At 44.0% G+C, this 25,940-nt stretch carries 25 protein-coding genes; 21 read left to right on the top strand and 4 right to left on the bottom strand.

Annotated features, from left to right (window positions below; all coding sequences use genetic code 11):
• Positions 1-12: 12 nt before the first annotated feature.
• Positions 13-900, bottom strand: a complete 888-nt coding sequence (locus OCV56_RS20550; protein ID WP_086714313.1) for a sugar kinase — start codon at positions 898-900, stop codon at positions 13-15.
• A 207-nt stretch (positions 901-1,107) separates the two neighbouring features.
• Between OCV56_RS20550 and yihU the strand changes: the two genes are divergently transcribed.
• The 21 genes from yihU to phnE (OCV56_RS20445) all read left to right on the top strand — a co-directional run bounded on the left by yihU (position 1,108) and on the right by phnE (OCV56_RS20445) (position 24,254).
• Positions 1,108-2,004, top strand: coding sequence for a sulfolactaldehyde 3-reductase (gene yihU / locus OCV56_RS20545; RefSeq protein ID WP_060981074.1), 897 nt, complete (start codon positions 1,108-1,110; stop codon positions 2,002-2,004).
• Between the two features lie 19 nt (positions 2,005-2,023).
• The gene (locus OCV56_RS20540; protein WP_086714312.1) at positions 2,024-3,082 is read left to right on the top strand and encodes an aldose epimerase family protein; all 1,059 of its coding nucleotides are present in this window, start codon (positions 2,024-2,026) and stop codon (positions 3,080-3,082) included.
• 57 nt (positions 3,083-3,139) lie between these two features.
• Positions 3,140-3,880 carry a sulfite exporter TauE/SafE family protein gene (locus OCV56_RS20535; RefSeq protein ID WP_086714311.1) on the top strand — a complete coding sequence of 247 codons (741 nt, stop codon included), beginning with the start codon at positions 3,140-3,142 and terminating at the stop codon, positions 3,878-3,880.
• 95 nt (positions 3,881-3,975) lie between these two features.
• Positions 3,976-5,226: an AGE family epimerase/isomerase gene (locus OCV56_RS20530; RefSeq protein WP_086714310.1), complete on the top strand. Its 1,251-nt coding sequence runs from the start codon at positions 3,976-3,978 to the stop codon at positions 5,224-5,226.
• A gap of 255 nt (positions 5,227-5,481) precedes the next feature.
• Positions 5,482-6,342 (top strand): class II fructose-bisphosphate aldolase, encoded by an 861-nt coding sequence (locus tag OCV56_RS20525; protein WP_060981078.1) that lies wholly within the window; start codon positions 5,482-5,484, stop codon positions 6,340-6,342.
• A 158-nt stretch (positions 6,343-6,500) separates the two neighbouring features.
• Complete coding sequence (locus OCV56_RS20520) at positions 6,501-7,112, top strand: TRAP transporter small permease (protein WP_060981079.1); 612 nt, start codon at positions 6,501-6,503, stop codon at positions 7,110-7,112.
• A 10-nt stretch (positions 7,113-7,122) separates the two neighbouring features.
• Positions 7,123-8,412, top strand: a complete 1,290-nt coding sequence (locus tag OCV56_RS20515; RefSeq protein ID WP_060981080.1) for a TRAP transporter large permease — start codon at positions 7,123-7,125, stop codon at positions 8,410-8,412.
• A gap of 103 nt (positions 8,413-8,515) precedes the next feature.
• Positions 8,516-9,565 carry a TRAP transporter substrate-binding protein gene (locus OCV56_RS20510; RefSeq protein ID WP_086714309.1) on the top strand — a complete coding sequence of 350 codons (1,050 nt, stop codon included), beginning with the start codon at positions 8,516-8,518 and terminating at the stop codon, positions 9,563-9,565.
• Positions 9,566-9,660: 95 nt separating this feature from the next.
• The gene (locus OCV56_RS20505) at positions 9,661-9,927 is read left to right on the top strand and encodes a PTS transporter subunit EIIB (RefSeq protein ID WP_060981082.1); all 267 of its coding nucleotides are present in this window, start codon (positions 9,661-9,663) and stop codon (positions 9,925-9,927) included.
• 130 nt (positions 9,928-10,057) lie between these two features.
• Positions 10,058-11,020 (top strand): aldo/keto reductase, encoded by a 963-nt coding sequence (locus tag OCV56_RS20500; RefSeq protein WP_086714308.1) that lies wholly within the window; start codon positions 10,058-10,060, stop codon positions 11,018-11,020.
• Positions 11,021-11,030: 10 nt separating this feature from the next.
• On the top strand, positions 11,031-12,005 hold the full coding sequence (locus OCV56_RS20495) for a TauD/TfdA family dioxygenase (RefSeq protein ID WP_086714307.1): 975 nt from the start codon (positions 11,031-11,033) through the stop codon (positions 12,003-12,005).
• Positions 12,006-12,159: 154 nt separating this feature from the next.
• Positions 12,160-13,065: a LysR family transcriptional regulator gene (locus OCV56_RS20490; protein WP_086714306.1), complete on the top strand. Its 906-nt coding sequence runs from the start codon at positions 12,160-12,162 to the stop codon at positions 13,063-13,065.
• Between the two features lie 91 nt (positions 13,066-13,156).
• Positions 13,157-14,164 carry an N-acetyltransferase DgcN gene (gene dgcN, locus OCV56_RS20485; RefSeq protein ID WP_086714305.1) on the top strand — a complete coding sequence of 336 codons (1,008 nt, stop codon included), beginning with the start codon at positions 13,157-13,159 and terminating at the stop codon, positions 14,162-14,164.
• 57 nt (positions 14,165-14,221) lie between these two features.
• Positions 14,222-15,208 carry an N-acetyl-D-Glu racemase DgcA gene (gene dgcA, locus OCV56_RS20480; protein ID WP_086714304.1) on the top strand — a complete coding sequence of 329 codons (987 nt, stop codon included), beginning with the start codon at positions 14,222-14,224 and terminating at the stop codon, positions 15,206-15,208.
• Positions 15,209-15,590: 382 nt separating this feature from the next.
• Positions 15,591-17,564: an ATP-binding protein gene (locus OCV56_RS20475; protein WP_086714303.1), complete on the top strand. Its 1,974-nt coding sequence runs from the start codon at positions 15,591-15,593 to the stop codon at positions 17,562-17,564.
• On the top strand, positions 17,561-18,913 hold the full coding sequence (locus tag OCV56_RS20470; protein WP_086714302.1) for a sigma-54-dependent transcriptional regulator: 1,353 nt from the start codon (positions 17,561-17,563) through the stop codon (positions 18,911-18,913). Before OCV56_RS20475 ends, OCV56_RS20470 begins: the two co-directional genes overlap by 4 nt.
• A 263-nt stretch (positions 18,914-19,176) precedes the next feature.
• The gene (locus tag OCV56_RS20465) at positions 19,177-20,397 is read left to right on the top strand and encodes a glycerophosphodiester phosphodiesterase family protein (RefSeq protein ID WP_086714301.1); all 1,221 of its coding nucleotides are present in this window, start codon (positions 19,177-19,179) and stop codon (positions 20,395-20,397) included.
• A gap of 300 nt (positions 20,398-20,697) precedes the next feature.
• A complete protein-coding gene (gene phnD / locus OCV56_RS20460) occupies positions 20,698-21,738 on the top strand; it encodes a phosphate/phosphite/phosphonate ABC transporter substrate-binding protein (RefSeq protein WP_008216587.1) in 1,041 nt (346 codons plus the stop codon).
• A 130-nt stretch (positions 21,739-21,868) separates the two neighbouring features.
• Positions 21,869-22,639, top strand: coding sequence for a phosphonate ABC transporter ATP-binding protein (phnC, locus tag OCV56_RS20455; protein ID WP_086714300.1), 771 nt, complete (start codon positions 21,869-21,871; stop codon positions 22,637-22,639).
• Positions 22,627-23,451, top strand: coding sequence for a phosphonate ABC transporter, permease protein PhnE (phnE, locus tag OCV56_RS20450; RefSeq protein ID WP_086714299.1), 825 nt, complete (start codon positions 22,627-22,629; stop codon positions 23,449-23,451). Before phnC ends, phnE (OCV56_RS20450) begins: the two co-directional genes overlap by 13 nt.
• Positions 23,451-24,254: a phosphonate ABC transporter, permease protein PhnE gene (gene phnE, locus OCV56_RS20445; RefSeq protein ID WP_086714298.1), complete on the top strand. Its 804-nt coding sequence runs from the start codon at positions 23,451-23,453 to the stop codon at positions 24,252-24,254. Before phnE (OCV56_RS20450) ends, phnE (OCV56_RS20445) begins: the two co-directional genes overlap by 1 nt.
• A gap of 151 nt (positions 24,255-24,405) precedes the next feature.
• On the opposite strand, the gene OCV56_RS20440 is transcribed toward phnE (OCV56_RS20445), so the two are convergent.
• The 3 genes from OCV56_RS20440 to OCV56_RS20430 all read right to left on the bottom strand — a co-directional run bounded on the left by OCV56_RS20440 (position 24,406) and on the right by OCV56_RS20430 (position 25,939).
• Positions 24,406-24,561, bottom strand: a complete 156-nt coding sequence (locus tag OCV56_RS20440) for a DUF3012 domain-containing protein (RefSeq protein ID WP_086714297.1) — start codon at positions 24,559-24,561, stop codon at positions 24,406-24,408.
• 235 nt (positions 24,562-24,796) lie between these two features.
• On the bottom strand, positions 24,797-25,153 hold the full coding sequence (hpf, locus tag OCV56_RS20435; protein WP_086714296.1) for a ribosome hibernation-promoting factor, HPF/YfiA family: 357 nt from the start codon (positions 25,151-25,153) through the stop codon (positions 24,797-24,799).
• Between the two features lie 318 nt (positions 25,154-25,471).
• Positions 25,472-25,939 carry a hypothetical protein gene (locus OCV56_RS20430; protein ID WP_228761168.1) on the bottom strand — a complete coding sequence of 156 codons (468 nt, stop codon included), beginning with the start codon at positions 25,937-25,939 and terminating at the stop codon, positions 25,472-25,474.
• Position 25,940 lies beyond the last annotated feature (1 nt).

The following is a 25,940-nucleotide window of genomic DNA, read 5'->3' as shown; positions in this document are numbered from 1 at the left end:
TAAACCTTCTTATTATTCATTTATGTGTTTATTCACTGCTGAGCGAGTTGGTATACCTTCTCGGCCACCCAATTTAGTACATTTGATTGCAGCGACAATATTTGAGAATTTGACTGCAGCACGGGTATCCATCCCTTCAGCTACAGCCACAACCAAAGCTCCGTGGAATGTATCGCCCGCTCCGGTTGTGTCGACAACATCAATCACTGGGGCTGCTTCATGTTGCAGCTCGTTGTTTTCTAACCAATAACAGCCGTGTTTTCCTACAGTGACGTATACTTTGCCAGAAGTTTCTTGTTTTGCTAAGCGTAATCCTGCTTCAACCTCTGAATTTTGTACAAAAGTTGACAATCCTTCCTCTGAAAATGCGACATGATCGGCCAATTTGACCAATTCATCGATTGGATCCGGTGATAAATCAGCATCTAGAACTGACGGTATTCCATACTCTTTTGCCTTTTCTAATAGGTACTTAGCGCCTTCAGGCCAGCGTACGTCACACAGCACTGCATCAAATTGACTAAAATCAACATCCATCAACATGCGAATGTCACGGCTTAGCATAGGGTCTTGGTGGTTGATGATCATACGTTCACCTTCATCATCAACAAGAACACTAGAGAAAGATGAAGATGCATTGTTTATATGAACAATATGATTTGTTTTAACACCGTAATTGTTGAGCTCTTCGATCATGGTATTAGCTACGCTATCACTCCCTACACGACCGACAAACTCTACTTCATGCCCTAACTTAGAAACGGCGACAGCCGCCGTTGCCGCTGGGCCTCCGCCAATTTCAAAGTAATCTTTTGATACATACTTCCCCCCTGTTGTTGGCAGTTTTTCAACAAGCTGAACACGGTCAAGAACGGTAATACCCAGGCAAGCAATTTTCATCTTTCTTCCTTTTAGCCAATACAGCTATCTAAATATAAGTACAGAGTAAATTATATTTCCTGTGTCACCTAATACTTCGATAATGCTCACAAACTTACATTAAACAACAAAAATAGACAAAGTGTGACATGGTCAACAGTTCAATTTGTTCATTTGTTTATAGTTAACCCACTCAAAGTGTGTTGGTATTTATAAAAGGAAAGGATTATGAGTCGCGTTGGTTTTATTGGTCTTGGTCAAATGGGAAGCCCAATGGCTTCAAACATTCTAAAAGGTGACCATGAGGTAAAGGTTTTTGACTTAAATGCAGATGCAGTAAACGGACTGGTTGAGTTGGGAGCAACGGCTGCGGAATCAGCGCTAGACGCTGCAAAAGATGTCGACTTTATTATCACTATGCTACCGAATGGTGACTTAGTGCGTCATGTATTGTTTGGTGAGCAGGGGATTGCACAAGTAATGACGCCTGAAACGTTGTTGATTGATATGTCTACTATTCACCCATTCCAAACGGATAAGTTGGTTTCTGATATGGATCAACGAGGTCTACAGATGATGGAAGCTCCGGTAGGGCGCACTTCAGACCACGCGGTTAAAGGCGAGTTACTGATTCTTGCTGGTGGTAGCAAAGCCCAAATAGAGAGAGCACAGCCTCTTTTTGATTGCATGGGTTCCGAGACTGTAGATTGTGGCGGTGCGGGTAAAGGTATTCGCGTAAAAATTATCAATAATTACATGAGTATCGCGCTTAATGCGTTGTCGGCAGAAGCCGCTACTTTATCTGAAGCAATTGGTCTTGAATTCGAAACGGCATTGCAAGTGATGAGTGGTACACCGGCTGGCAAAGGACACTTTACGACAACCTGGCCGGGTAAAGTGCTAGCAGGCGATTTGACTCCGGCATTCATGGTGGATTTAGCGCATAAAGATCTGGGTATCGCTTTGGACTTAGCTAACCAAGTGAATGTACCAATGCCGTGTGGTGCTGCATCTCGTGAGCTTTACAGTATTGCTCGAGCTGCAGGGCGTGGTCGTCAAGACTGGACATCTGTCTTTGAACAACTTCGTGTTACGTCAGGTTTAGAAGCAAAAATAAAACAATAATTAGAATAGAGACAATAACGTGAAACTAGATGTCGAAAACTGGGGGCAAGTAGATGGTCAAGCGATGCCCGTTAAGCTATTTACCCTAGAAAACAGTCAAGGTATGAAGGTACAGCTGACTAATTTCGGTTGTATTGTTACATCGATAGAAACTCCGGATAGAGAAGGCAATAAGGCTGACGTGGTATTGGGTTATGAAACCCTAGATAAATACCTTGCCGGGCATCCTTTTTTTGGTGCGGTGGCGGGGCGTTTTGCCAATCGTATTAAAGACGGGCGTTACGAGCTTGATGGTGAGGTCTTCCAACTTGATACCAATGAGCAGTCGCGTACACACCTGCATGGTGGCATCCGGGGGTTCGACAAATATGTATGGAATTATGCAGTCGAACAGCAACCCGAAGCGGTTTATATACATCTAAGCCGAACCTCACCGGATGGTGAAGCTGGTTATGGTGGCACTATGGATGTCACGCATACCATTGGTTTAGATGAATTGAATCAGATTCACTATAACTTCAAAGCAACCACTGACAAGCCTACGGTAGTCAACCTAGTCAATCATGGTTACTACAATCTTGGTGGTCACGATTCGGGCTCAGTCGATAACCATCACCTCACGTTATTCTCTCAATTTTATACACCGGCAACTGAAGATATGATCCCGACAGGGGAAGTGCTGAGTGTTAAAGATACGGGTTTAGATTTTACGTCTTCGATGGTCATCGGTGACAACAAAAAGAAAGTGCTCGATGGAGCCTATGACCATAACTTTATTCTCGACCAGTCTAATAATGAAGGTGAGTACCATTATGCTGCGGAGCTTTACGACCCAAAAAGCGGCCGAGTAATGACAGTGTTAACTACGCAACCTGCGGTTCAGTTCTACAACGCTTCGAAGTTATCCAATAATACTTGGCTAGGTCGAAATGGTCATCAATATCAATCATTTGAAGGGATGTGTTTAGAAACACAACATTTCCCAGATAGCCCAAATCAACCTCACTTTCCAAGTGTTCGGCTAAACCCTGGTGATGTGTTTGAAGAGAAAACACTCCATCGCTTCTCAGTGAAGTAATACCTCCTTTCAATAACCATATTAGGGTGAACCATCGCCCTTCATTAGGACGCTACTATGGATATGACTGTCATATTAGTCTCCCTGATCATCGCATTAGGGGGCTTTACGCAAGGCTTGACCGGGTTTGGCCTTGCTCTTGTTTCTGTGCCGTTACTCTCGCTCGTTGTCGACGCAAAGATGGCGGTGCCGATCGCGGGAATTTTCGGTTGGTTAGTAACATTCCCGATTGTGTGGAAAATGCGTCACTCGATTCAGTATAAAGCTGGTCTGATTCTCGTAGCGGGTTCGTTACCTGCGTCATTTGTGGGTGCTAAGTTGTTGGCTAGCCTGCCATCTCAATACATTTTAATAACGATGGGTATTGTGCTGATTTTATCGAGTATTCACTCCATGCGTAGCACGAAACCTGCGTTCTCCAAAACTTCAGTGCCTGTCACTATGGGAACAGGGTTTGCTTCTGGCGTGCTTGGGGCAAGCGTTGGTGAAGCGGGGCCCCCGGTTATTGCGTATACCTCAATGCAGCCTTGGACTGCAGATCAGGCTAAATCGACACTAGTGTTCTTCTTCATGCTACAGATGATAGGTGCGATAGCCAGTTTTTGGACTGAAGGGCTTATTACATCAGAGGTCAGCAGTCTCGTTGGATCGGCAATGCCGGCATTTTTAGTCGGAATGACAAGTGGCATGGTCGGATACCACTTCTTACAGAAATACAAAATTAACTATCACCACATCGTACATGGATTGCTTCTGGTCATTGGTTGTGTGCTGGTGATCAAGAATGTCCAATTTTGATTGGTTTTGTAATAAGTAGAACTTAGCTAACAGAATTCAAATCCGCTGCCTGATAGTTTCAGCAGCAATAAAAAATAATAACGAGGAAAGATCGTATGAAATGGATCAATACCAAATCTCATAACTCTTGGTTGGAAACTGAAACAGATCGTATTTTTGAATTTGGAAGAAAATCTGTCGTATCTAACGGATTTGGTTGGGTAGGCAATAACGGTAATATCCGCGATGAGATGGGAACCCGCCTTTGGATTACCGCGCGCATGCTGCACTGTTATTCGTTAGCTGCTTTGATGGGGAGACCTGGTGCCTATGACCTTGTTGAGCATGGTATTGCTGCCTTAGAAGGACCTCTAAAAGATAACAAGCACGGTGGCTGGTACGCGACTATAGATAATGAAGGTGAAGGTATCGTTGATGCGTCTAAGCAAGGGTATCAACACGCATTCGTACTGTTAGCTGCTGCGAGTGCTGCGACAACAGGTCACCCTCGTGCACAAGCGTTACTAGATGAAGCGATTAACGTGTACGAAAATCACTTTTGGAGCGAAGAAAAGCAGATGTGCTTTGAGTCTTGGGATGAAACGTTCTCAGAGACTGAAGACTACCGAGGGGGTAATGCTGCAATGCACTCGGTTGAAGCATTCCTGATTGTTTACGATGTAACGAAAGACAAAAAATGGTTAGACCGTGCGCTTAATATTACTGAATTTATGATCAATAAAACGGCAAAAGGTCTTCATTACCGCGTAAATGAACACTTTGATTCTGAGTGGAACCCGCTGCCAGATTACAACAAAGAAACGCCAGCAAGCCATTTCCGAGCTTACGGTGGTACGCCGGGTCACTGGATCGAGTGGGGGCGTTTAATCTGCCACCTTCGCGCGACTTTATTAGAGATTGGTGCGAACACCCCTGACTGGCTGCTTGAGGATGCAATAGGCTTATTCGATGCAACCGTCCGTGATGCGTGGTCTGTCGATGGTGCACCAGGTTTTGTTTATTCCGTTGATTGGGACGGAAAGCCAGTGGTTCGTGAGCGTATTCGATGGGCACCAGTAGAAGCAATCGGTACAGCTTATGCGCTGTATACAGTGACGGGTGACAAAAAATACGAAGAGTTTTACCAAACTTGGTGGGATTACTGCCGTACATACCTGATTGATTACGAGGGATGCTCATGGTGGCAAGAACTGGACACAAACAATCAAGCTGGGACCAGCAAGGTGTGGGATGGTAAGCAAGATATTTATCATTTAATGCACTGCTTAGTGATCCCTAGGCTTCCATTAACACCTGGCTTAGCACCGGCTCTCGCTGCAGGCTTACTTGACCATGGTGTTAACTAGAGAAAGGTCTAGCGTTTAGGCTAACTAGAAAACTTTTAGAAGGTGATGGCTTTTGGCTGTCACCTTTTTTTTGCTCAAAGACTTTTCACTCATTTTCATTTTACTTGATCATTTAATATGTGGCTTAGGACTCATTTTGTTTATTTTTGTCCATTTGTGTTGAAAAGTGATACATAACTAACAGAAATGAAAGCTAGTGGCTGATAATTTAACTACAACAACGAACAAACAAATGAATAAAAAAGGAACAACCTAATGCCTTACGTGTCTGGAAAAACAATGATCAAAGAAGCGTGGAACAATGGCTACGCTATCGGTGCATTCACAGCTCACAACTTAGAAACGATTAAAGCAGTATTGTTGGCAGCTCAAGAAGAACAGTCGCCAATCATGATTCAGATTGGTCAAAAAGCAATTAATGAAATGGGCATGAAACCATTGCGTGATGCAGTAGATTCACTGATTCAACATCATCAAATTTCTGTTCCAATCTGTATCCACTTAGATCACAGCCGTAAATTCGAACAATGTATGGAAGCGGCGACACGTGATTTCCAATCGCTAATGTTTGATGGTTCAGCGCTTCCATTCGAAGAGAATATCCGTATCACTAAAGCGGTTGTTGATGTTGCTAATGCCTTGGGCCTTGGGGCTGAAGGTGAGATCGGTAAGATTGGTGGAACAGAAGATGACATCACCGTTGATGAGAAAGACGCGATGATCACTACGGTCGAAGAAGCATTAGATTTCTCTGAGCGTACAGGTGTTGACTACTTAGCTGTCTCTATTGGTACTGCTCACGGTGTATATAAAACAACACCTGAGCTTAAGTTTGATCGTTTGTCAGAAATTAAAGAAGCTGTGAAAAAACCGATCGTATTGCACGGTGGTTCAGGCGTACCTGATGACCAAGTAATGGAAGCGGTTAAGCGTGGCGTAGCAAAAATAAATGTCGATACTGAATTACGCCAAGGCTTTATCCACGGTGTTCAAGCACATTGGAAAGACAATGAAAAAGACTACATTCTTGCTGACGTTATGAACACGGGTATCTCTTCAATGAAAGAAGTTGTACAACACAAAATTCGTCTGTTTGGTTCAAACGGCAAGGCATAGATTGTCACTTATGTGACATAAACCCTACAAAAACGACACATTATTTATCTGTGTGAAAAATATCACGGTTCTAAATTATTAACTGAGTTATCAATACACACCCAATAAACCGTGTGTCGTTTTATAAATAGACCAATAATAATTATTATGGTGATTCTATGTTAAGAGCCATTGAAAAAGCATTGAATACGATAACAACTCCTCTAGCTAAGTTGCTCCGTCATACGGCCGGTATCTTACTGCTTTTGATGACTGTGATCGTAGTAGCGCAAGTGCTGTTCCGTTATGTATTCAATGTTCCATTAAGTTGGACGGATGAATCTTCTCGATTCCTGATGATCTATATGACTTATCTGTGCCTGCCATTCGTGTACCTAACTGATAAAAATATTGCGATGACTTTTGTGACTGAAATTGTCGAGAAGAAGTCCCCTCGTTTCTTCGCTCTGTTATCTCTTTTAGGTCATATCGCAGCGATTCTTGTGTTCTCCGTTTGGATTAAATTCGGTTGGACGTTCTTCAATACAGGTTCGGTGATGGCAGACAGTTTGCCTATCCAAATGTACTTCGTGTACATCGCACCACCGGTCATGATGGTTGTGACTATGTTGTACGCGCTACAAAAAAGTGTTGCTTGCGTGCGCGCCATCCTGGGTGACTTTGAAGATGTATCTCAGACAAGTAAAACCGCAGAGATGCTGGAATCTTGTCAAACCGAAGATGATTCAGCTGATCAAGAAGAACAGTTTGAATTGAAATCTGCGTCATAAGGAGTAGGACATGGTTTCCCCAATTTTCTTAGTATATTTTCTTGCGTTATTGATTGTAGGTGTCCCTGTTCTGTTCACTCTGGGACTGTCACCAATCATCACACTGTTTCAAAATGATCAAATGCTGTTTGCTAACATGCTCTATCAGCGTTTGTATTCGGGGCTAGACAGCTTTTTACTTTTAGCTCTGCCGTTTTTTATGTTAGCTGGCGAATGCATGACGGCCGGTGGCATCACACCACGTATCATTGCTTTTGCTCAAACCATGGTTCAGCACCTTCGTGGCGGCTTAGGGCACGTGGTGATTCTTGCTGCAACTATTTTCGGTGCGCTAACTGGTTCTGCGGTAGCGGCAACTTCTGCGATTGGCGGAATGCTAATTCCAGAAATGAAAAAATATAACTACGACACCGGCTATTCAGCAGCGCTGACTGCGGCAGCAACTGTGTTAGGCAATATCATCCCACCTTCTGGCATCATGCTTATTTACGCGTTTGTGATGAACACATCGGTTGCTGCAATGTTCCTAGCGGGTGTGACTCCAGGCATCATTTTCTGTATTGGTTTGATGCTGATGAATCGCTACCAGATTCGCAAGTACCCGGCGGTACAGCCAATGGAGCGTGCACCGGCAATGGAGCGTCACCAAGCGTTCAAACTCGCGATTCTTCCATTGATGACACCGGTTATTATTTTAGGCGGTATTTATGGAGGCATATTCACTCCAACAGAAGCGGCAGCAGTTGCAGTGGCTTATGCAATCTGTGTGTCTTTGTTTATCATTCGAGTAACCAATGTAAAAGCAACATACGCACTGTTTGCCAAAGTCGCGGTAAACGCAGCGTCTATCTTAATTATTGTTGCGGCCGCGAGTGGCTTTGCTTCACTCATCAGCTTGTCTGGTGTATCGAACATGGTCGCCGATTTTATGAACGGTATTACGGACAATCCGTACTTACTCTTCGCAATTATTAACGTTCTATTGTTCGCTATCGGTATGTTCTTAGATGCGGGCCCTGCAATTCTAATTTTCGCTCCGATATTTGCGCCAATTATGATCAGTGCGGGTATCGACCCAGTTCACTTTGGTGTTGTGATGTGTGCAAACCTGTCAATCGGTTTAGCGACACCACCAATGGGCTTGGTTTTGTTTGTCGCATCTGGCGTTTCAAAAGTTTCAGTTTCTGAAATTTCTAAGAAGATAATTCCATTCCTAGTTGTAGAGATGGCTCTTATTTTTGTTATCTCATGCTTCCCTCAATTAGTAATAGGTCTCCCTCAATTATTTGGGATTATGTGATAGCCGAGAATAGAATAAATATTTTTAATAAAATCACTAACCAATAACAATATAAATGCAGCACTTACTGATGCTGTAAATAAACCCTACACTGGTACATATTATGAAGAAAACAATAATCAACTTAGCAACTGCTGCTGCATTATTAACATCTGGTGCAGTATATTCAGCAACTGAATTTAATGTGGTTCATCTAACTTCACCTGAAAGTTATAACCACCAATCATTATTGGTACTTAAAAATCACCTAGAGACACGTTCAAATGGTGAAATTAAAGTTAAAATTTATGGGTCAGGTCAATTATGTGGTTCAGGTAAAGAGTGTATTGCGGGCGTACAAGCTGGCATGTTTGACTACTTCCCGACGACAGTTTCTGAGATTGCTTATTACTGGAAACCGGCTGAGTCATTTGACCTTCCATACCTACTACCGAATGACCGCGTGGCTGAGTGTGTTTACGGTAATGATAAGTTCATCTCTGACGTTCGCGCTAACGTTCTTAAAAAGGCTCCAAACGTACGCCTAATGATGGTTGCGAACTCTGGTGGCTGGCGTAACTTTGCGACAACGAAGAAGCCAATCAAAACCCCTGAAGATGTAAAAGGCATGAAGATTCGTACGGTTCCTGCAAAAGTACAGCAAGATTTGGTTAAGCAGCTTGACGGCTCACCAACACCAATCGCATGGCCAGAGGTATACACAGCGCTATCTACAGGTGTTGTAGAAGGTACTAAGAATGGTATTGTTGATATTATTCAAAGTCGATTCCATGAAAGCCTAGATTACCTAACATTGGACGGTCACGCCTACATGGGCGGTGCATGGCTAATGTCAGATATGAAGTTTAAATCACTTTCTCCTGAATTAAAGAAAGTTGTACTTGATGGTATTCAAGCACAGCAGCAATACCTGATGTCTTACCCTAAACATAATGAATACACGTCTTACGAAGAGTTCAAGAAAGCGGACGGCGAGATCTATAACCCAACTGCTGCGGAAAAACAGGCGTTCAAAGACGCGACTCAACCGGTTGTTGATAACTGGGCAAACAATGCAGATGCTGAAGGCAAGCAGTGGCTAGAACGTTTCCAATCTGAAATCCAGACTTGTGAAGCTCAGATCAATGCTTCTTATGAAGTTTCGATGAAGTAACCCCAGTTTAATTTAATAAATATCTTATAGAGCGATACTTGGCTTCTATGTGAAGTATTGATCTTAAATCATGTCGTTTTAACTGTGAGATTAATATGATCAGAGATAAAGGTAACCTGACAGCCAAAGCAAATAAGATAATTTCAGGCCTTGGTGGTGTCGATAATATCGTTGAAGGGCATATTGATAATTGTGCTACTCGATTACGTATACAAGTGAAAGATATTGAAACAGTTAATGAAAGCTTATTGCGACGACAAGGTGCTCTCGGTTTTATCCGACTACCAGATAATCATATCCAAGTTGTATTTTTGAATGTTCATGTTATTGCCGATGAAATAAGAAAAATATCAGGGCAGTAACACATTAACTAGTTAATAAAAACAAAACAAATAGACAGGCGGTAGTTTAATGCTTAAGCCTGGCAGTAAAGTCATATCTAAAATAAGCTCAAAAATAAAAATAGAGCGCCATAAGTAAAAAGGAAGAACAATGAGCGACAACTACGGAATCCCTAAAGTAGGTTTAGGGTTGTGGAAGATTGAAAAAGATCAATGTGCCGAAACGGTTTATAACGCGATTAAAATTGGTTATCGATTACTTGATAGCGCATGTGACTATGGTAACGAGAAAGAAGTGGGCCTGGGTATTAAGCGCGCGATTGAAGATGGCATAGTGAAGCGTGAGGATCTTTGGATAACGTCAAAGCTTTGGAATACCTACCATAAGAAAGAACACGTGCGTCCAGCTTTAGAGCGCACACTTCAAGACCTTGGAGTGGATTACTTAGATTCTTATCTTGTGCATTTTCCAATCGCACAGCCCTATGTTCCATTTGAAACTCGTTACCCGCCAGAGTGGATCTTTGATCCTCAAGCGGATGAGCCGAAGATGATGATTGAGCCAGTGCCTTTGTTCGAAACTTGGCAAGCAATGGAAGAACTGGCTGAAGCCGGGCTAGTAAAGAACATTGGCGTATGTAACTACAATTCAGGTTTGCTGAATGACTTAATGGCTTACGCAAAGATTAAGCCTAGTGAATTACAAATTGAGTCTCACCCATACTTAACGCAAGAGCGTTTGATTAAGCTTACGAAAGGCTATGGTATCTCGGTAACAACCTTCTCTCCACTTGGCGCTTTATCGTACCTAGAGCTCAATATGGCAGACAAACTGGAATCTGTTTTGGAGCAAGAAGTTGTAGTAAATGCGGCGAAAGAGCATGGAAAAACACCCGCTCAGGTTGCGTTGCGTTGGGGAGTGCAGCGTGGTTGCACCATCATACCTAAAAGCTCAAAAGTGGAGCGTTTGAAAGAGAATCTTTCTATTTTCGATTTCGAGCTAACAGAGCGCGAAATGGAGTCAATTTCAGCTTTGAACATTAACCGCCGATTCAATGATCCTGGCGATTTCTGCGAAGCTGCGTTCAACCACTTTTCACCAATTTACGATTAAGGGACTAATCATGGGTGTATTAAATAAAATCACAGAAACACTAGAGTTCGAAGTAAGCAATTTTCCAACGATCATTGAAAACGATGGCTCAGTGACAACACTAGCAGAAGCGAAAGCATGGATTGAAGAGCACCGTGAGCACTTGGAAGCAGAGCTACTGTGCACAGGGGCTATTCTGTTTCGTGGTTTCCCTGTTGTTGATGCTGAAAGCTATGATGCATTTTTTGCATCGTTCGGTTATGAGAACTTTACGTATAAAGAGTCATTGTCGAATGCAGTGCGTATCAACTTTACCGAGCTAGTCTTCACAGCCAATGAAGGACCTAAAGAAGTTGCGATTAACTTGCACAACGAAATGGCACAAACACCTATTTATCCAAACCGTATTTCATTATTTTGTGAGAGTCCGGCAGAGCAGGGCGGAGCAACCGTATTATGTCGTTCAGATATGATCTACAACGAGCTAATCAAAGTTGAGCCTGAACTAACAAATAAGCTAGAAGAAGTTGGAATTAAGTACACAACGACTATGCAGGGTGGTGACAGTGCTGAGTCAGCACAAGGTCGTAGTTGGCTAAGTACCCTAAGCGTGGAAAACGAGCAACAAGCTGAAGCTAAATTGAAAGAGCTAGGTTACACGTGGACATGGCAAGACAATGGTGATTTGCTGGCTCAAACGGGGGCTTTAGCTGGGATCAAAACGGTCGCTGACGGTCGTAAAGTGTTCTTCAACCAAATTATCGCCGCATTTGAGGGGTGGGAAGGCGTTAAAGAAAACCCTGTAAAAGCACTGTGCTTTGGAGATGATTCTGAAATTCCTAAATCATTTTTAGAGACGATTTCTAAGATCTCCGAAGAGTTGTCATTCGACCTTAACTGGCAGGCTGGCGATGTAGCGCTAGTTGACAATAACCTTGCTATGCATGGTCGTCGTCCTTTCTCTGGAGATAAAAAACGTAAAGTGATGGTTGTTTTGGGGAAGTAACCCTTACTTTACTGAGAGGATTTTAAATAAAAATCGCATGGGTGGGGGCCTATGCGATTTTTTGTATTTGGTGTCATTCTATCTGGATGCATACTTGCTATATGCTAGTATCTCTAGCTGCTTAATCTAGCTTGTGAATCCAAAGGATACTGATTTGAACCTAAGACAACTGGAAGTCTTTTACGCCATTATGCAGACAGGCACGGTATCTGGTGCTGCACGTAATCTGCATGTTTCTCAGCCCAACGTTACTCGTATTCTAGCTCATACTGAGCAGCAGCTTGGGTTTGGATTATTCGAACGGGTGAAAGGGCGTTTAGTTCCTACCATTGAAGCCAAAGCGCTACTGCCAGAAGCCGAGAAGGTGTATCAGCAATTGGGGCAATTTCGCTCTCTGACCAATAAAGTCAAACAAGGGCAACAGCACTTACGTATTGGCGCGCCTCCTATCCTTGCCACCAAATTGCTGACTCCGGTAGTAGCTCAGATGTCACGGGATCAACAGTCCGGCACACAAAGGCTTTCGTTTGAATTGCTGACCGCAAACCGAGATGAGTTGTGTGAAGGTTTACTCAAGCATGAACTTGATATTGCGATTGCTTTTGGCGATGAAACGCCGCCTGCGATATTAAGTGAAGTGTTGTTGGTTCAATCTCTTAGAGTGTTAATTCCGGCAGGCATGGCTGAATCGTTATCTGAAGCGCCGACCTTCGAAGAGCTTATCGAACACCCTTTACCGATCATTGGACTTGATAGCCGAGACCCTATTGGCTTGCTTCTCCATCAGAATCTTTCTGCTCGTGATAGCCGTTATCATCATCCTATTACAGTTCGTAGCTATAGCGCAGCGGCAGAGCTCGTCAAGCATCAAGCGGGGTTTGCGATTGTCGACCCTTGGACTGCGGAGCACTGTCAAAACGATGAGTCGATTTGTGTGTTGCCATTGCAACCTGATATTCAATTCTCGGTTTCGATGCTTTGCGCAGAGCACACTCCTCAGTCTATTTCTGTTAAGCAGTTCATCACTTCATTGAAGAGCAATATTCACCCTATAACCTAAGGTTATAGGGTGTCGATAAATAGGTATTCGGCAGCCTTTAACTTCTTAATTAAAGTAATTCCATACAAGGACTTATTAATTAGGAATGCTCATGTCTATCGCTCAACCTTACCTTCTTTTTCTTGGGGATGTTACTGACCCATTGGCCGCAAAAACAGCCCGTGGTATTCACCAATGGCGACCAGAAATCTGTCTAGGCCAACTGCGTTTAACAGACGAAACGGTTTCTCTTGGCTTAACCGATATGACTTTGCAAGAGGCACAAACGCAGGGTGCTAAAACTCTAGTGATTGGTACTGCGAACCCTGGCGGTGTTATTCCTGATTCGTGGCAGCCAACCATATTGGCAGCAGCAGAAATGGGATTTGAGATTGCATCTGGAATGCACCAACGGCTGAGTGAATTTTCACCGCTTGCTGACATGCAACAGCGAGGATTGACTAAGCTTCATGATGTACGCCATTTTGATGGTGACCTGAACGTGGGTAATGGTAAACCTCGTCAAGGTAAGCGTCTTCTAACGGTAGGAACGGATTGCTCGGTCGGGAAAATGTTTTCGGCGTTGGCCATTGAGAAGTCGCTTAAAGAAGCGGGCACATCAGCTCAGTTTAAAGCGACAGGCCAGACAGGTATCTTGATTGAAGGCAGCGGAATTTCGATTGATGCTGTGGTTGCGGATTTTATTTCCGGCGCGGTCGAAGCGATTAGCCCCGATTTTGCCGACCACGAGTGGGACATCATTGAAGGGCAAGGCTCTTTGTTTAATCCGTCTTTTGCTGGAGTGAGTTTGGGTTTGTTGCATGGTGCACAAGCTGATGCTTTGGTGTTGTGTCACGAAGTAGGGCGACCACATATTCGCAACCTTCCTCACGCGCAATTGCCAACGATTGAACAGACCATTGAAGCTAACTTACAAGCCGCGAGACTGACAAATCCAGATGTGAAGCTGGTGGGTATCTGCCTGAACACATCGGCGATTAGCATTGAAGAGGCTGAAATATTGTGCCAAGAATGGACCACACTTTATCAAGTACCAGTGACGGATTCTGTTCGTTTTGGTGTACAACATATTACTGATCATTTGCGACATTCACTTTAACGGTTTCATCAATTCTACGTTTCCATTTGTTAAAGCGAACATCAACCGAGTGAAATTATGAAGATTACAGCAGAATCCATTACTATCGCGATGCAAACGCCTTTCCGAATATCTCGAGGCAGCCGTACTGAGTGTCACGTTGTTCGTGTTTACATTGAACATGACGGCAAACAAGCGCAAGGCGAGTGTACGCCTTACCCACGCTATGGCGAGTCATCGGAGTCTGTACTAGCGCAAATCCAACAGGCGTCTAGCGCACTTGAAGCCATGTTTGAGCGAGGCATGACCGATCCCGCAGAGCTAAGAGAGCACCTTCTGTCTTTATTACCTGGAGGGGCGGCGCGTAATGCTGTCGATTGTGCGCTTTGGGAATTTGAAGCGAAGCAAAATGATCAGTTATTCCCAAATAGCTTGTTTGAGTTGCCAGAGCAAATGGTTACCGCAATGACGGTCTCTATTGGCACGCCAGAAGCAATGGCAATACAAGCGCATGACTATGTGGAGAATGGCGCGAAATTACTGAAAGTAAAGCTGGATGGCGAGCAGGTGATTGAACGTGTTCGTGCGGTACGAGAAGCTGCCGAAGGTGTTCAAATTGTACTGGATGCCAATGAAGCGTGGACAGGGCTCAACCTTGAAGAGCTGTTTAATCAACTGGCTGAGTTTGACATTGCGATGATCGAACAGCCTTTACCACAGCAGCATGATGCCTCGCTGGCACACATCAAGCATCCGATTCCACTGTGTGCTGATGAAAGCTGCCATACTACTTCACAACTTTCATCTTTGTTAGGCAAGTATGAAATGGTCAACATCAAACTAGATAAAACCGGTGGTTTAACAGAGGCATTAGCACTCGCCGAAGAAGCGCAAAGGCTCGGATTTACTCTGATGTCGGGTTGTATGCTCGGTACTTCATTGGCGATGCGTGCAGCGCTGCCTATCGCGGTTCAATCTGAAATTGTCGACCTCGACGGTCCTGTATTACTTGGGCAAGATGTTTCGCCAGCACTGACTTATCGAGATGGGATGATCATTCTCTGAGATGGTTTAGCACTGTCTAGTTGGAGCAACAATCTAAATGAAATCGCATGAGTGAAAGCTTGTGCGATTTTTTTTGCGTCAATAAGCCTTAACTGACTAATTACATGAGAGTTTTATTATTTGATCGAGAGTTATTAATTCTCCTCTACTGGTTAGTATTGATAGAGTAATCACGTTTCTGTCGGTGAGGTCACTTTCTATTATCGCAAAACAGGCAGCTCAAGCTTTATAAAATAATTGTTATGGTGTTTTATGTGAAATGTTAATGATTACTCTTGTTTTCATAGTTTCTCTAAAACTATTTGAAGTGGCTTTAAGTCAGGTTGACCACCTAACTGATTGAATCATTGACCTTTCCTGTTGGTTTTTTGATGAGAATAAGGTGGGGCGAGTGAGTAGTCGTGTCTCAGAGGTGATAGATAGTAAGGTTCGTTTTGAACGTCCATTTCCGATCAAAATTCCCCGTCGTAGGTGGTTTGGTTGGAAAGGCATTGAACTGCGCTTGGTGTTGGCATTGGCCATGTTATCGATGACCACCATCTTCCTTTCGGTTGTTTCCAGCTTCACCTTTGACAACCTAAATCAAAGGCTTGTCGAATTAAAAGAGAGTGAAATCCCTGCCTTAGATAACGCTGCACGCTTGAACGACATGGTGCGAGTGATTATCACCACCTCATCACAACTCAGTGACGCAGACTCCAATTTAGAGCGCAAACAGGCGATGCTTAAAATTGAAGAGGCTATATCAGTAATGAATAGTGTTATGGTTCAATTCCCTGATTATCACGCCTACTTTAAAGATCTTATCGCCCAAGTTAATAATAGCCTGAGCCTGTTGTATCAAAGTGAGATTGAGTCAGAACAACTCAATCAAGAACTTCGTAATTTGCTTGAAGGCTTTTATCCTCTATTGCAGCAAGCCAGTGATTCACTCGATAGCTTACCTGAATCAGCCAAAGACCAGATCCAATACACGCAGTTAAAATCCCTGCTGTATTACCAATTAGGCTTGGTCGAAAAGCTGTATAACGACTCTAGCTTTAATGAGTTGGATTACACCAGCTTACGACTAGGGCAGGTTGGAGAAGAGTGGTGGCAGCTTTGGGTAAATGGTGATTTAAGAAGCAAGTTTCCCCAATTAGATCACCAACTCACCGTAATTTACAACCTAGCTTCAAGTGATAGCAGCTTGTATGGGCTGAAAAACAAAGCGCTCGATCATCTTTATCAAGAGCAGTATTTCCTGCAAAACAGCCGTGAGCATCTTAACCAATTAACTGTGCAGATCGAGCGTAATACTAGCCAAGTGAACCGCAATATTGATCAGTCGATTCAGCAGGCTCAGCTGTCGTTACAATCGAACCAACAACTCTCTCTTTTCCTTTCTTTGTTCAGCGTACTGGCTGCAGCGGCTATTTCATGGTTCTACGTGCGTAAGAGCATTTTGGAAAGGCTTTTACAGCTTAAAGACAACATGTTTGCAATTTCTACCGGCCATTTAGATACCGAAGTTTCGATTCGTGGCAAAGACGAAGTGACACAAATGGCCAAGTACCTAAAGGTATTCCAGACAACGGCCAAAGTCGTGAAACAAACCAATCGAAAATTAGAGGCCGAAGTAGAAGAGCGAACCCTAGCCGAAGCCAAACTGCGTGTTACTCAAGATGAGTTAATCCAAGCAGGGAAACTGGCAGCGTTGGGGCAATTAAGTGTTGGAATCACTCACGAGATCAATCAACCACTAACTGCGGTAAACAGCCATGTTCGAAGCGCTCAATTGTGGTTAGGTAAGCAAAGACCAGATAGAGCCGAAGAGAATCTTCAAAAGATTGAAGTGCTGCTAGATAAGGTGGCGGCCATCACCCGTCACTTGAAAGCTTTCTCACGTAAGAGCGACGGCAAGATTGATAACGTAAAACTGGTAAAGGTGATTGGTGATGCTATCGACTTGTTTGAAACTAGGCAAAGTAGGGTCTCGATTCAGTATTCCCCACAGAGTGACCAAATGGTTCGTGCCAACAGCATTCGTTTGGAGCAGGTACTGGTGAATTTGATCAGCAATGCTTTAGACGCCGTTGAACATAGGGAGCAGCCTCTGCTCAGCATCTCCACTCAAGAGCATTCGAACACGATTCAAATTGCAGTGAAGGATAATGGGTTAGGGATACCCGAAGAGGACATCCCTTATCTGTTCGACCCATTTTATACCCGTAAGACAACAGGTAAGGGGCTTGGGCTCGGTTTGTCTATCGCATACAACATAATTAAAGACTTTGGCGGCTCGATTCACGTGGAATCAGTTGAACACCAAGGCACCACCTTTATCGTCACTCTACCAAAAGGCACAGACTCATGACTTCAGAAAAACACATAGTTCTTATCGACGATGAAACAGACGTTGTTGAAGCAGTGAGTGAAATGTTGGAGCTCGAAGGGTTTAGCGTCACTAGCTTTACCGACCCAAACCTTGGTCTTAAATCACTCAAGGCAAACAGTCAGTCGGTGGTGTTGTGTGATGTGAGAATGCCACAAGTAGACGGCTTGACTCTACTTAGCTCAATCCAACATAGGGCAGCTAACGTTCCTGTGTTACTGATGAGTGGGCATGGTGATATCCCCATGGCGATAGAGGCGATGAAGTTGGGTGCTTTCGATTTTCTGGAAAAGCCGCTTAATGCCAGTGAGTTGGTGGAGAAGTTAGATTTGGCGTTGACACAATGTCAGCACAACAGCCCTGCAACGTTAGACGACGATCAGGATACGGAACTACCCATTGAATCTGTGGTTATCGGCCAATCCCAAGCGATGGACACCATACGTAAGCAGGTGCTCGCGCTGTCTCATACTGGGGTTGATACCATTATTAATGGTGAGACTGGAACTGGAAAAGAGGTAATTGCTCGCGCGTTGCATCAATTTAGCCGTCGTAAGGCAAAGCCGTTTGTCGCGATAAACTGCGGTGGCATGACCGAGAGTATTATTGAGAGTGAACTGTTTGGTCACGAAGCGGGTTCGTTTACCAGTGCCAACAAAAAACGCATCGGCAAAATAGAACAAGCCAATGGCGGGACTCTGTTTCTCGATGAAATTGAAAGCATGCCGATTGCCGTGCAAATTAAGCTGTTGCGCGTCATTCAAGAGCGAATGATTGAGCGCGTTGGTGGTAACGAGTTAATCCCGGTTGATATCCTGGTGGTAGCCGCCAGCAAAGCTGATCTCGCGAGCTTGAGTGAATCGGGTGAGTTCAGGGCCGATCTCTTCTATCGCCTTAATATTGCTAGCTTAAACCTTCCCGCATTGCGTCAACGTAAAGAAGACATTCAGGTGTTGTTCCGTCATTTTGTGATTCAAGCGAGCCACAAATACAAGACACGCCCATCAACGATTTACCCTGAGCAGATTCAGCAACTATGTCGACACGAATGGCCCGGTAACGTGCGTGAATTACGTAATGTCGCCGACCGATTTGTACTTGGCATTGTCGGTGATGGCTTCGATCTCCAATCACCAATTTGTGAATCAATAGGAGAAGACTTCGCCTTTGAAAAACAGATGGAGCAGTACGAAAGGAATGTACTGACTGAAGCGTTGATAGAGAGTGCAGGCAATATCAATGAGGTCTCGAGCAAGCTGAATCTACCACGCAAAACGCTTTATCGAAAAATGAAGAAGCATCAATTGGATAAAGAGAGTTTCAAGGCTTAACTCGCGAAGTTGGTTACCAAGTAGCAAACCAAAGCCAAAAGAGAAAACCGAAAAAAAAGCACAAGACAACAATGACCCATTTATCATTTAGTTGAATGACTAACGGTTTCAAGTGATTGTAATAAAAGAGTTTTAATATTTGGCACAAAGCGTGCAATCCCTACATTGTGGCATCAGCCCACATGAGGTCATCTTAGAGAAGATCGGAATGACCGAATTAAGGAAGTTAGAAAAATAATTGCTTGTTGCAAGGAGATACAAACATGAAGCAAATACTGAAAGGCTCGATTGCTCTGATTATTGGCGTTAGCTCAATGACAGCATGGGCAGCTACAGAGTCAGCAAACCTAGGACCTCGTCCCCTCTTTTTAGTCAACAATATGGATGAGAGCCCTTTGAAAACCAAGCTGCTGAGTTGTAGCGAAGGGCCTTTTCATCGTAGCGATTTTTCTATTGGGCACCGCGGAGCTGCAATGCAGTTTCCTGAGCACACTAAGGAATCCTACTTAGCTGCCATTCAGATGGGGGCGGGTGTCGTTGAGTGTGATGTCACTTTTACTAAAGATAAAGCGTTGGTATGCCGTCACTCGCAAAGTGATCTGCACACCACAACAGATGTCTTGGCACACCCTGATCTTGCTAAGAAATGTTCAGTTCCATTTAAACCTGCGAACCCAGCGACAGGTGAAGATGCTCAGGTTGAGTGTCGTACTTCTGATTTCACGTTGGCAGAGTTTAAGACGCTTAAAGGGAAAATGGATGGCGCGAATCCGAAAGCGACTACTGTCGAAGAGTACATGAATGGCACACCGGGTTGGAGAACTGACCTTTACAGCCAAACAGGGACACTGATGACGCACGCAGAAAGTGCAGCACTATTTAAAGAGCACGGCGTGAAGGTAACGCCTGAGCTGAAATCTGCGGCGGTCGAAATGCCTTTCAATGGTTTCAGCCAAGAAATGTACGCGCAAAAGCTGGTGGACGAACTGAAAGAGGCAGGTTTTGAGCCTTCAGAGACTTATCTGCAGTCATTCAACTTGGATGATGTGAAGTATTGGATCAAAGAAACACCGAAGTTCGGAAAACAAGCCGTTTATCTTGATGACCGTGTTTATGAGCTAGCGGACTTTGTTGCGTCTGTGGAGAACATGAAAGAGCTGCACGATGCGGGTGTGAATATCATCGCGCCACCTCTGTTTGCTTTGGTTGAGCTAGACAAGAATAACGAATTGGTTGCGTCAAACTACGCGAAGCTTGCTAAGGATGCAGATCTTGAGATTATCGCATGGACACTTGAGCGTTCAGGCCCACTCGCGCAAGGCGGCGGTTGGTACTACAAGAGTGTGAAAGATGGCATAAACAATGATGGCGATATGATGAAAATGCTCGATGTACTGGCGCAAGATGTGGGTGTAATGGGCGTATTCAGTGACTGGCCTGCAACGGTAACCTACTACGCTAACTGCATGGACAGCGACGCTTAGGCTATTCTGAGAGAACTGTTACATCGCTAATGATAGTGTTTGTATAGATGGCTATTGGCCAAAGAATAATAAGAGAAAAAGCAGTGAACCAAAGAGCCTTCGGGCTCTTTTTTTACCACTGAAATTGGTGGGACATAAATGACCCAAATGCCGACTTCTAGGTTGGACATTAATGACTCAAAACTTATTGTTGAATTTGGTTTTTTATTTAAGTTATTGAAATTATTTGAATAAAAACCTGGCACAAAGACTGCAATAGTGAAGGTGACTTTCAACAATAAGTAAAAGTAAGGTTTGAATATGAAAATCAGTGTTAAAGGACTGTTAATCGCTAGCTCATTACTACTTCCTTCAATGGCTATGGCAAGCGACTGCTCTAGCCGTGGTGTGTTAGACGATCGATACTGTGATGAAAACCAAGATTTGGTGGCAGATTCACCAAAGAACCCAGATGAGTGGAATGATCCAAGCACACTTGTGTTTACCTACACACCGGTAGAAGATCCTGCGTTATACAAAGATGCGTTTGCCGACTTCCAAGCTCACTTAAGCAAGATCACGGGTAAGCGAGTGATCTACTACACCGTGCACTCGAACTCTGCACAAGTAGAAGCGATGCGTTCTGGTCGATTGCATGTTGCTGGTTTCTCTACTGGCCCAACTGGTTACGCAGTTAACCTAGCAGGTTACGTTCCTATTGCTGTGAAGGGCGATGAGTCTGGCTTCCAAGGCTACAACCTGATCACCATTGTGCGCAAAGACAGCGGTATCAATACTATGGCTGATCTAAAAGGCAAAAAGGTTGCACACACTTCTGCATCATCAAACTCTGGTAACCTAGCTCCTCGTGCACTATTCCCTGCTAAAGGGTTAGTGCCAGATGAAGACTACAAAGTACTTTACTCAGGTAAGCATGACCAGTCGATTCTCGGTGTATTCAACGGAGACTATGATGCAGCACCTGTGGCATCTGATGTATACGATCGTATGGTGGCTGCTGGCCGTGTCGACGATTCTGAACTGAAGATCATCTACCGTAGCCCACGTTTCCCAACGTCTGCTTTCGGTTACGCTTATAATTTAAAGCCAGAGCTAGTAGAGAAGATCAACGAAGCCTTCTTTAGCTACCGCTTTACTCCAGAGATGAGTGCATCATTCAAAGGTGCAGACCGTTTCTCGCCAATCAGCTACAAAGAAGAGTGGGACGTGATTCGTGACATTGCCCATGCGACAGGTACGGCTTATACCAAAGCAGGTCTGAAAAAACTGGCTGAAAAAGACGCCGCTAAACGCGCAAAGAAAAAAGCCGCTGAGCTAGCGAAGCAAGCAAACAACGGTTAATTCTTAGCTCCAAAGAAGACTTAGGCTTCATATTAAGCCTAGGTCTCCCAGAACACTTACTTCAATTAAATATCTATGCCCTCGCGGGTAGGGCATAGATCATTCTAAAATTCGCACAAGGAAATGCAGTATGGCCGTAGCAAGCTATGACGGAATAAAGATAAACAACCTTTTCCACGAGTATGTGGCAGGCAAGCCAATCCTTAAAGGCATTAATATAGATATCGATGAGCCGGGTATTATCGCGATTATTGGCCCATCGGGTACCGGTAAAAGCACACTTCTACGCTGTATTAATCGCCTTAACGACCCAAGCCAAGGGGAGATTATTTTTGATGGCGCAGACCTGACTCAACTAAAAGGCCAAGCACTTCGTAAACAGCGCCGTCATATTGGCATGGTATTTCAAGAGTACAACTTGGTAGAGCGTTTAACGGTTATCGAGAACGTGTTAAGTGGCCGTTTAGGGTATATGACCGCTTGGAATGCGTGGCGCCGTAACTACTCCGCTGAGGACTTAGCGAAGGCTTTTGAGTTACTGGAATTTGTTGGACTGCAAGACTTTGCAAACCAACGTGCAGACAGCTTGTCGGGCGGTCAAAGACAGCGTGTTGGCATTGCGCGCGCAGTTATGCAAGACCCTTATATTTTATTGGCAGATGAACCAACGTCTTCTTTAGATCCAAAAACTGCTGTGGAAATCATGGAGTTGATGGAGACATTCGCAGAACAGAAAAACATTCCTGTATTGGTGAATATCCACGATGTGAACCTAGCCAAGCGTTATGCTAAACGTATCATTGGCATGTGTAATGGTAAGGTACATTATGACGGTAGCCCTGAAGGTATTTCTGAGGAAGATCTAAAAATTATCTATGGGGGTGAGTCATGGCTGGATTAAACCCAAGTTCATCGCCAAGCGTACCGTCAAACCAGTCGCCAGCGAAGCACGAAAACCCATTTAAGGTGTCATGGGCCAATCGAGCGATCATCGCCGGGATCGTGGCTTATCTGTTTTACAGCTTCTCAACGCTAGGACTGACGTTTGATCGTCTAATTATAGGTTTCGGTGAAAGTGAGCGGTTACTTTCAAGAATGTTCCCGCCTGATTTCTCCCGGACGAGCCTGCTATTGAGTGGCTTAGCAGAAAGCTTACAGATTGCGATTATTTCGAGCTTTTTTGGCATCGTCATCTCACTGTTTTTAGGCCTACTTGCCGCTAGAAATATGATGCCTTCTATTGTATCAACCCCGATTCGTGGCTTTATCGCATTGTGCCGTTCTTTTCATCCGGTGATCATCGCAATCCTATTCGTGAAAGCGGTAGGCTTTGGTGCTCTGGCTGGGATCTTGACCTTGGTATTCGCATCAATCGGCTTCATTGCCAAGTTGTTTGCAGAAGCGATTGAAGAGATCTCTTTTAAACCGGTTGAAGCAATTAAAGCGACCGGTGCTAGCTTCATCAGTGTGATTCTGTATGCGGTAATGCCGCAGGTGTTTACTCGTTTTATTGGCTTCGCTAGCTACCAGTTGGACTCGAATTTACGTAACTCAACCATGGTGGGCATCGTTGGTGCGGGCGGCCTTGGTGGAACGTTATTCTCTGCATTCCAACGCTTCGACTACGACTTTGTCGCTGCTATTTTGATAACGATCATCGCACTGATTCTTGTCGGCGAATTCCTTTCCAACATTGTTAGGAGAATCTTCTAATGACAACTGCATCTATTGATAGAGAGTGGCAGCGTTTTACACCCAACGAACGTGTGGCTCGATTTGCCGTTTACCTTAGCCTTGTATGCGCCATCGTGTGGTCTTGGCAGACGGTGGAAGTGATCCCTGAGTTCCTATATGACGCACCAGCTCAGTTTGCGGACATGTTTGAACGCATGGTGCCAATGGATTACGGATTCTATCCAGAGTCGATCCATGCGGCGATGATTGAGACGCTGCACATCGCTACATTAGGTACCTTATTTACCTTGGTGTTTGCGATTCCTTTGGCGTTATTGAATGCGCCAAATATTACCCCGAATAAAGCGTTGAACTGGGTTGCTCAATTCTTTCTGGTGTCTTCTCGTTCAGTGAATTCATTGGTTTGGGCACTGCTGTTTATCGCACTGTTTGGCCCCGGTGTTCTCGCAGGCATCATGGCGATTGCTATCCGTAGTATCGGCTTTGTAGGGAAGCTGTTAGCGGAAGCCATTGCCGAAGTGAACATGGGGCCTATTGAAGCACTGCGCGCAACCGGTGCTTCATGGATGAGCATCTTGCTTAAAGGTTATTGGCCACAAGTGATGCCAGCATTTTACTCAATTGTATTGTTCCGTTGGGACATCAACGTTCGTGAATCTGCGGTATTGGGTTTGGTGGGTGCTGGTGGTATTGGTGTGGTGCTAAACGATGCACAGAACCTTTTTGAGTGGCAAAAAGTTTCGATGGTATTGGTGAGTATTTTTGCTGTGGTTATCGTTGCAGAAGCTGTGGTGATCCACATCCGTAACAAACTGATCTAATGAGAGTGTTGCGAGCACTATGTTTTTTTGTGACATGTGTTTTGTGTGAAAGTTGAGAGCTTATCTAGCACTTTGAAGCTCAAACGACCCTAGGTACTTCGGTCTACCTAGCGGTCGTTTTTTTATGCTGTCTAAATTAGCAATGGAGTACTTAGAATATACAGTGTTTAGCAAAATCACCGGCTTCATTAGCCGTCCAGTCGCCTTTAGGCTTATCTTTCATATCCGCACACCAAGCTTCACTGCCAACTTCGGTACAAGCCATTAACTGAGTGGCTAGGAATAGGATCAACGCGACTTTCTTCATAATAAACATTCCGTTGTGGTCTAAATTTCTGCCTATAACTGTATCAAATACAACAGGTGATTGTTATAGCTGCTAGGAACTTAAAGGAGTTAAAAATGATGTGGGTTTGAGCTGAGTTCGAGAGGCGGTTAAAGAAGGAAGGGCGGCTTTTAGATCGAAAAAGCCAGCAACATGTACTGGCTTTGAAATTCTTAATAAGCTTCTATTAGTTAGTTCGCTTCAACTATTTGAGGAATTATACCAGTTTCATCTCTTGGATGATGTCCGAAGCAATTTCTGGCTTCGTGCTTGTTGGTTTCTCGTGTAGATCGGCTTTCAGTTGTCCCTTACGGTTACTTAGGCCTGCTTCAAGTTTCTTAAGTGCTGAAGCGATAGCTGGATACATAACGTCATCTGTAGCTTTTGCGTTTACTCGTACACCTTCGTAGTTAGTGAATACTTCAACCTGATGTTGACCGTGCTCTTTAGTAATGATGATGTCGCAGCTAATCAGTGATGGGAAATGGTTAGATATCTTCTCGAATTTACCTTCGATGTCTTTACGTGAGTCGTCGTTAATTGATACGTGATGTGTTTGAACGTTTATTTTCATAAATCATACCTTTCCAATGACTGTGTCATTTAAACGTAGCAAACATCGGATAGATTCACCAATAGAGAAAGTACACATGTGTGATTCACTTCAGTGTTATCAAATAATCTCTTGTTCCTCCCTTGAAAGTCCGAATAACTGATCGCATATTATGTTTCGTGTTTTCGATAGATGTCCAAAAAAACTCCATCCCTGATGATTTGCTCTAGTCTAGAGTTAAATTCTAGTGAATCTCTCTTTCTCCGTTTTATAATTCCGAACTTGTCACTTGGTTAACTTCTTTCGTTTTTGATAAATAAGTTACCGCTAGACTTTAATTTATAGACACTCAACAGCCCATTCCATATTGAAGTGAAACTCACCGGCCGTGAGTTGTGACTCCGGGATGGTAATGCGCGCCTTAATTGAAATTTCACTATTGGACGCGAGTTGCTCACTAGGAAATTCCACGCCTTGGCGCCAGTAATTAATATCTCCTTCGTACCTAACGGGCGTTTCAACTTTGAACCTTACAAGTTCTGAAATGCGAGATTCATCGATTGACCCTAAGTCAATGTGCTGCAACTTGAGCAACAATCGTGAATCTTTTCGATTGGATTCCAGCTTTAGTGTGATCGCTCGGCCATCGTAGTCTTGGCCAAAACTCATCTCACCTTGGTAATTAATCACTTCTAGCCCACAGCGCTCTCTCACGTGTTTCTTAAAGCTCAATGTAGAGTGATTATTAGATGCAAATGTGCAGCTAGAGAGGCTCAGTAAAATAAACGCGACAATAAAGCGTAGCATG

Source organism: Vibrio gigantis (assembly GCF_024347515.1).
In the GTDB taxonomy this organism is placed as follows: domain Bacteria; phylum Pseudomonadota; class Gammaproteobacteria; order Enterobacterales; family Vibrionaceae; genus Vibrio; species Vibrio gigantis.
Note: the sequence above shows the minus strand (reverse complement) of the source record. Positions and strands in the feature narration are given on the sequence as shown.

What these genes read in the sequence shown, in the direction of transcription:
- OCV56_RS20550 (WP_086714313.1), bottom strand. Translation starts at nt 900, where the DNA reads ATGAAAATTGCTTGCCTGGGTATTACCGTTCTTGACCGTGTTCAGCTT.
- yihU (WP_060981074.1), top strand. Translation starts at nt 1,108, where the DNA reads ATGAGTCGCGTTGGTTTTATTGGTCTTGGTCAAATGGGAAGCCCAATG.
- OCV56_RS20535 (WP_086714311.1), top strand. Translation starts at nt 3,140, where the DNA reads ATGGATATGACTGTCATATTAGTCTCCCTGATCATCGCATTAGGGGGC.
- OCV56_RS20530 (WP_086714310.1), top strand. Translation starts at nt 3,976, where the DNA reads ATGAAATGGATCAATACCAAATCTCATAACTCTTGGTTGGAAACTGAA.
- OCV56_RS20525 (WP_060981078.1), top strand. Translation starts at nt 5,482, where the DNA reads ATGCCTTACGTGTCTGGAAAAACAATGATCAAAGAAGCGTGGAACAAT.
- OCV56_RS20520 (WP_060981079.1), top strand. Translation starts at nt 6,501, where the DNA reads ATGTTAAGAGCCATTGAAAAAGCATTGAATACGATAACAACTCCTCTA.
- OCV56_RS20515 (WP_060981080.1), top strand. Translation starts at nt 7,123, where the DNA reads ATGGTTTCCCCAATTTTCTTAGTATATTTTCTTGCGTTATTGATTGTA.
- OCV56_RS20510 (WP_086714309.1), top strand. Translation starts at nt 8,516, where the DNA reads ATGAAGAAAACAATAATCAACTTAGCAACTGCTGCTGCATTATTAACA.
- OCV56_RS20505 (WP_060981082.1), top strand. Translation starts at nt 9,661, where the DNA reads ATGATCAGAGATAAAGGTAACCTGACAGCCAAAGCAAATAAGATAATT.
- OCV56_RS20500 (WP_086714308.1), top strand. Translation starts at nt 10,058, where the DNA reads ATGAGCGACAACTACGGAATCCCTAAAGTAGGTTTAGGGTTGTGGAAG.
- OCV56_RS20495 (WP_086714307.1), top strand. Translation starts at nt 11,031, where the DNA reads ATGGGTGTATTAAATAAAATCACAGAAACACTAGAGTTCGAAGTAAGC.
- dgcN (WP_086714305.1), top strand. Translation starts at nt 13,157, where the DNA reads ATGTCTATCGCTCAACCTTACCTTCTTTTTCTTGGGGATGTTACTGAC.
- dgcA (WP_086714304.1), top strand. Translation starts at nt 14,222, where the DNA reads ATGAAGATTACAGCAGAATCCATTACTATCGCGATGCAAACGCCTTTC.
- OCV56_RS20470 (WP_086714302.1), top strand. Translation starts at nt 17,561, where the DNA reads ATGACTTCAGAAAAACACATAGTTCTTATCGACGATGAAACAGACGTT.
- OCV56_RS20465 (WP_086714301.1), top strand. Translation starts at nt 19,177, where the DNA reads ATGAAGCAAATACTGAAAGGCTCGATTGCTCTGATTATTGGCGTTAGC.
- phnD (WP_008216587.1), top strand. Translation starts at nt 20,698, where the DNA reads ATGAAAATCAGTGTTAAAGGACTGTTAATCGCTAGCTCATTACTACTT.
- phnC (WP_086714300.1), top strand. Translation starts at nt 21,869, where the DNA reads ATGGCCGTAGCAAGCTATGACGGAATAAAGATAAACAACCTTTTCCAC.
- phnE (WP_086714299.1), top strand. Translation starts at nt 22,627, where the DNA reads ATGGCTGGATTAAACCCAAGTTCATCGCCAAGCGTACCGTCAAACCAG.
- phnE (WP_086714298.1), top strand. Translation starts at nt 23,451, where the DNA reads ATGACAACTGCATCTATTGATAGAGAGTGGCAGCGTTTTACACCCAAC.
- OCV56_RS20440 (WP_086714297.1), bottom strand. Translation starts at nt 24,561, where the DNA reads ATGAAGAAAGTCGCGTTGATCCTATTCCTAGCCACTCAGTTAATGGCT.
- hpf (WP_086714296.1), bottom strand. Translation starts at nt 25,153, where the DNA reads ATGAAAATAAACGTTCAAACACATCACGTATCAATTAACGACGACTCA.
- OCV56_RS20430 (WP_228761168.1), bottom strand. Translation starts at nt 25,939, where the DNA reads ATGCTACGCTTTATTGTCGCGTTTATTTTACTGAGCCTCTCTAGCTGC.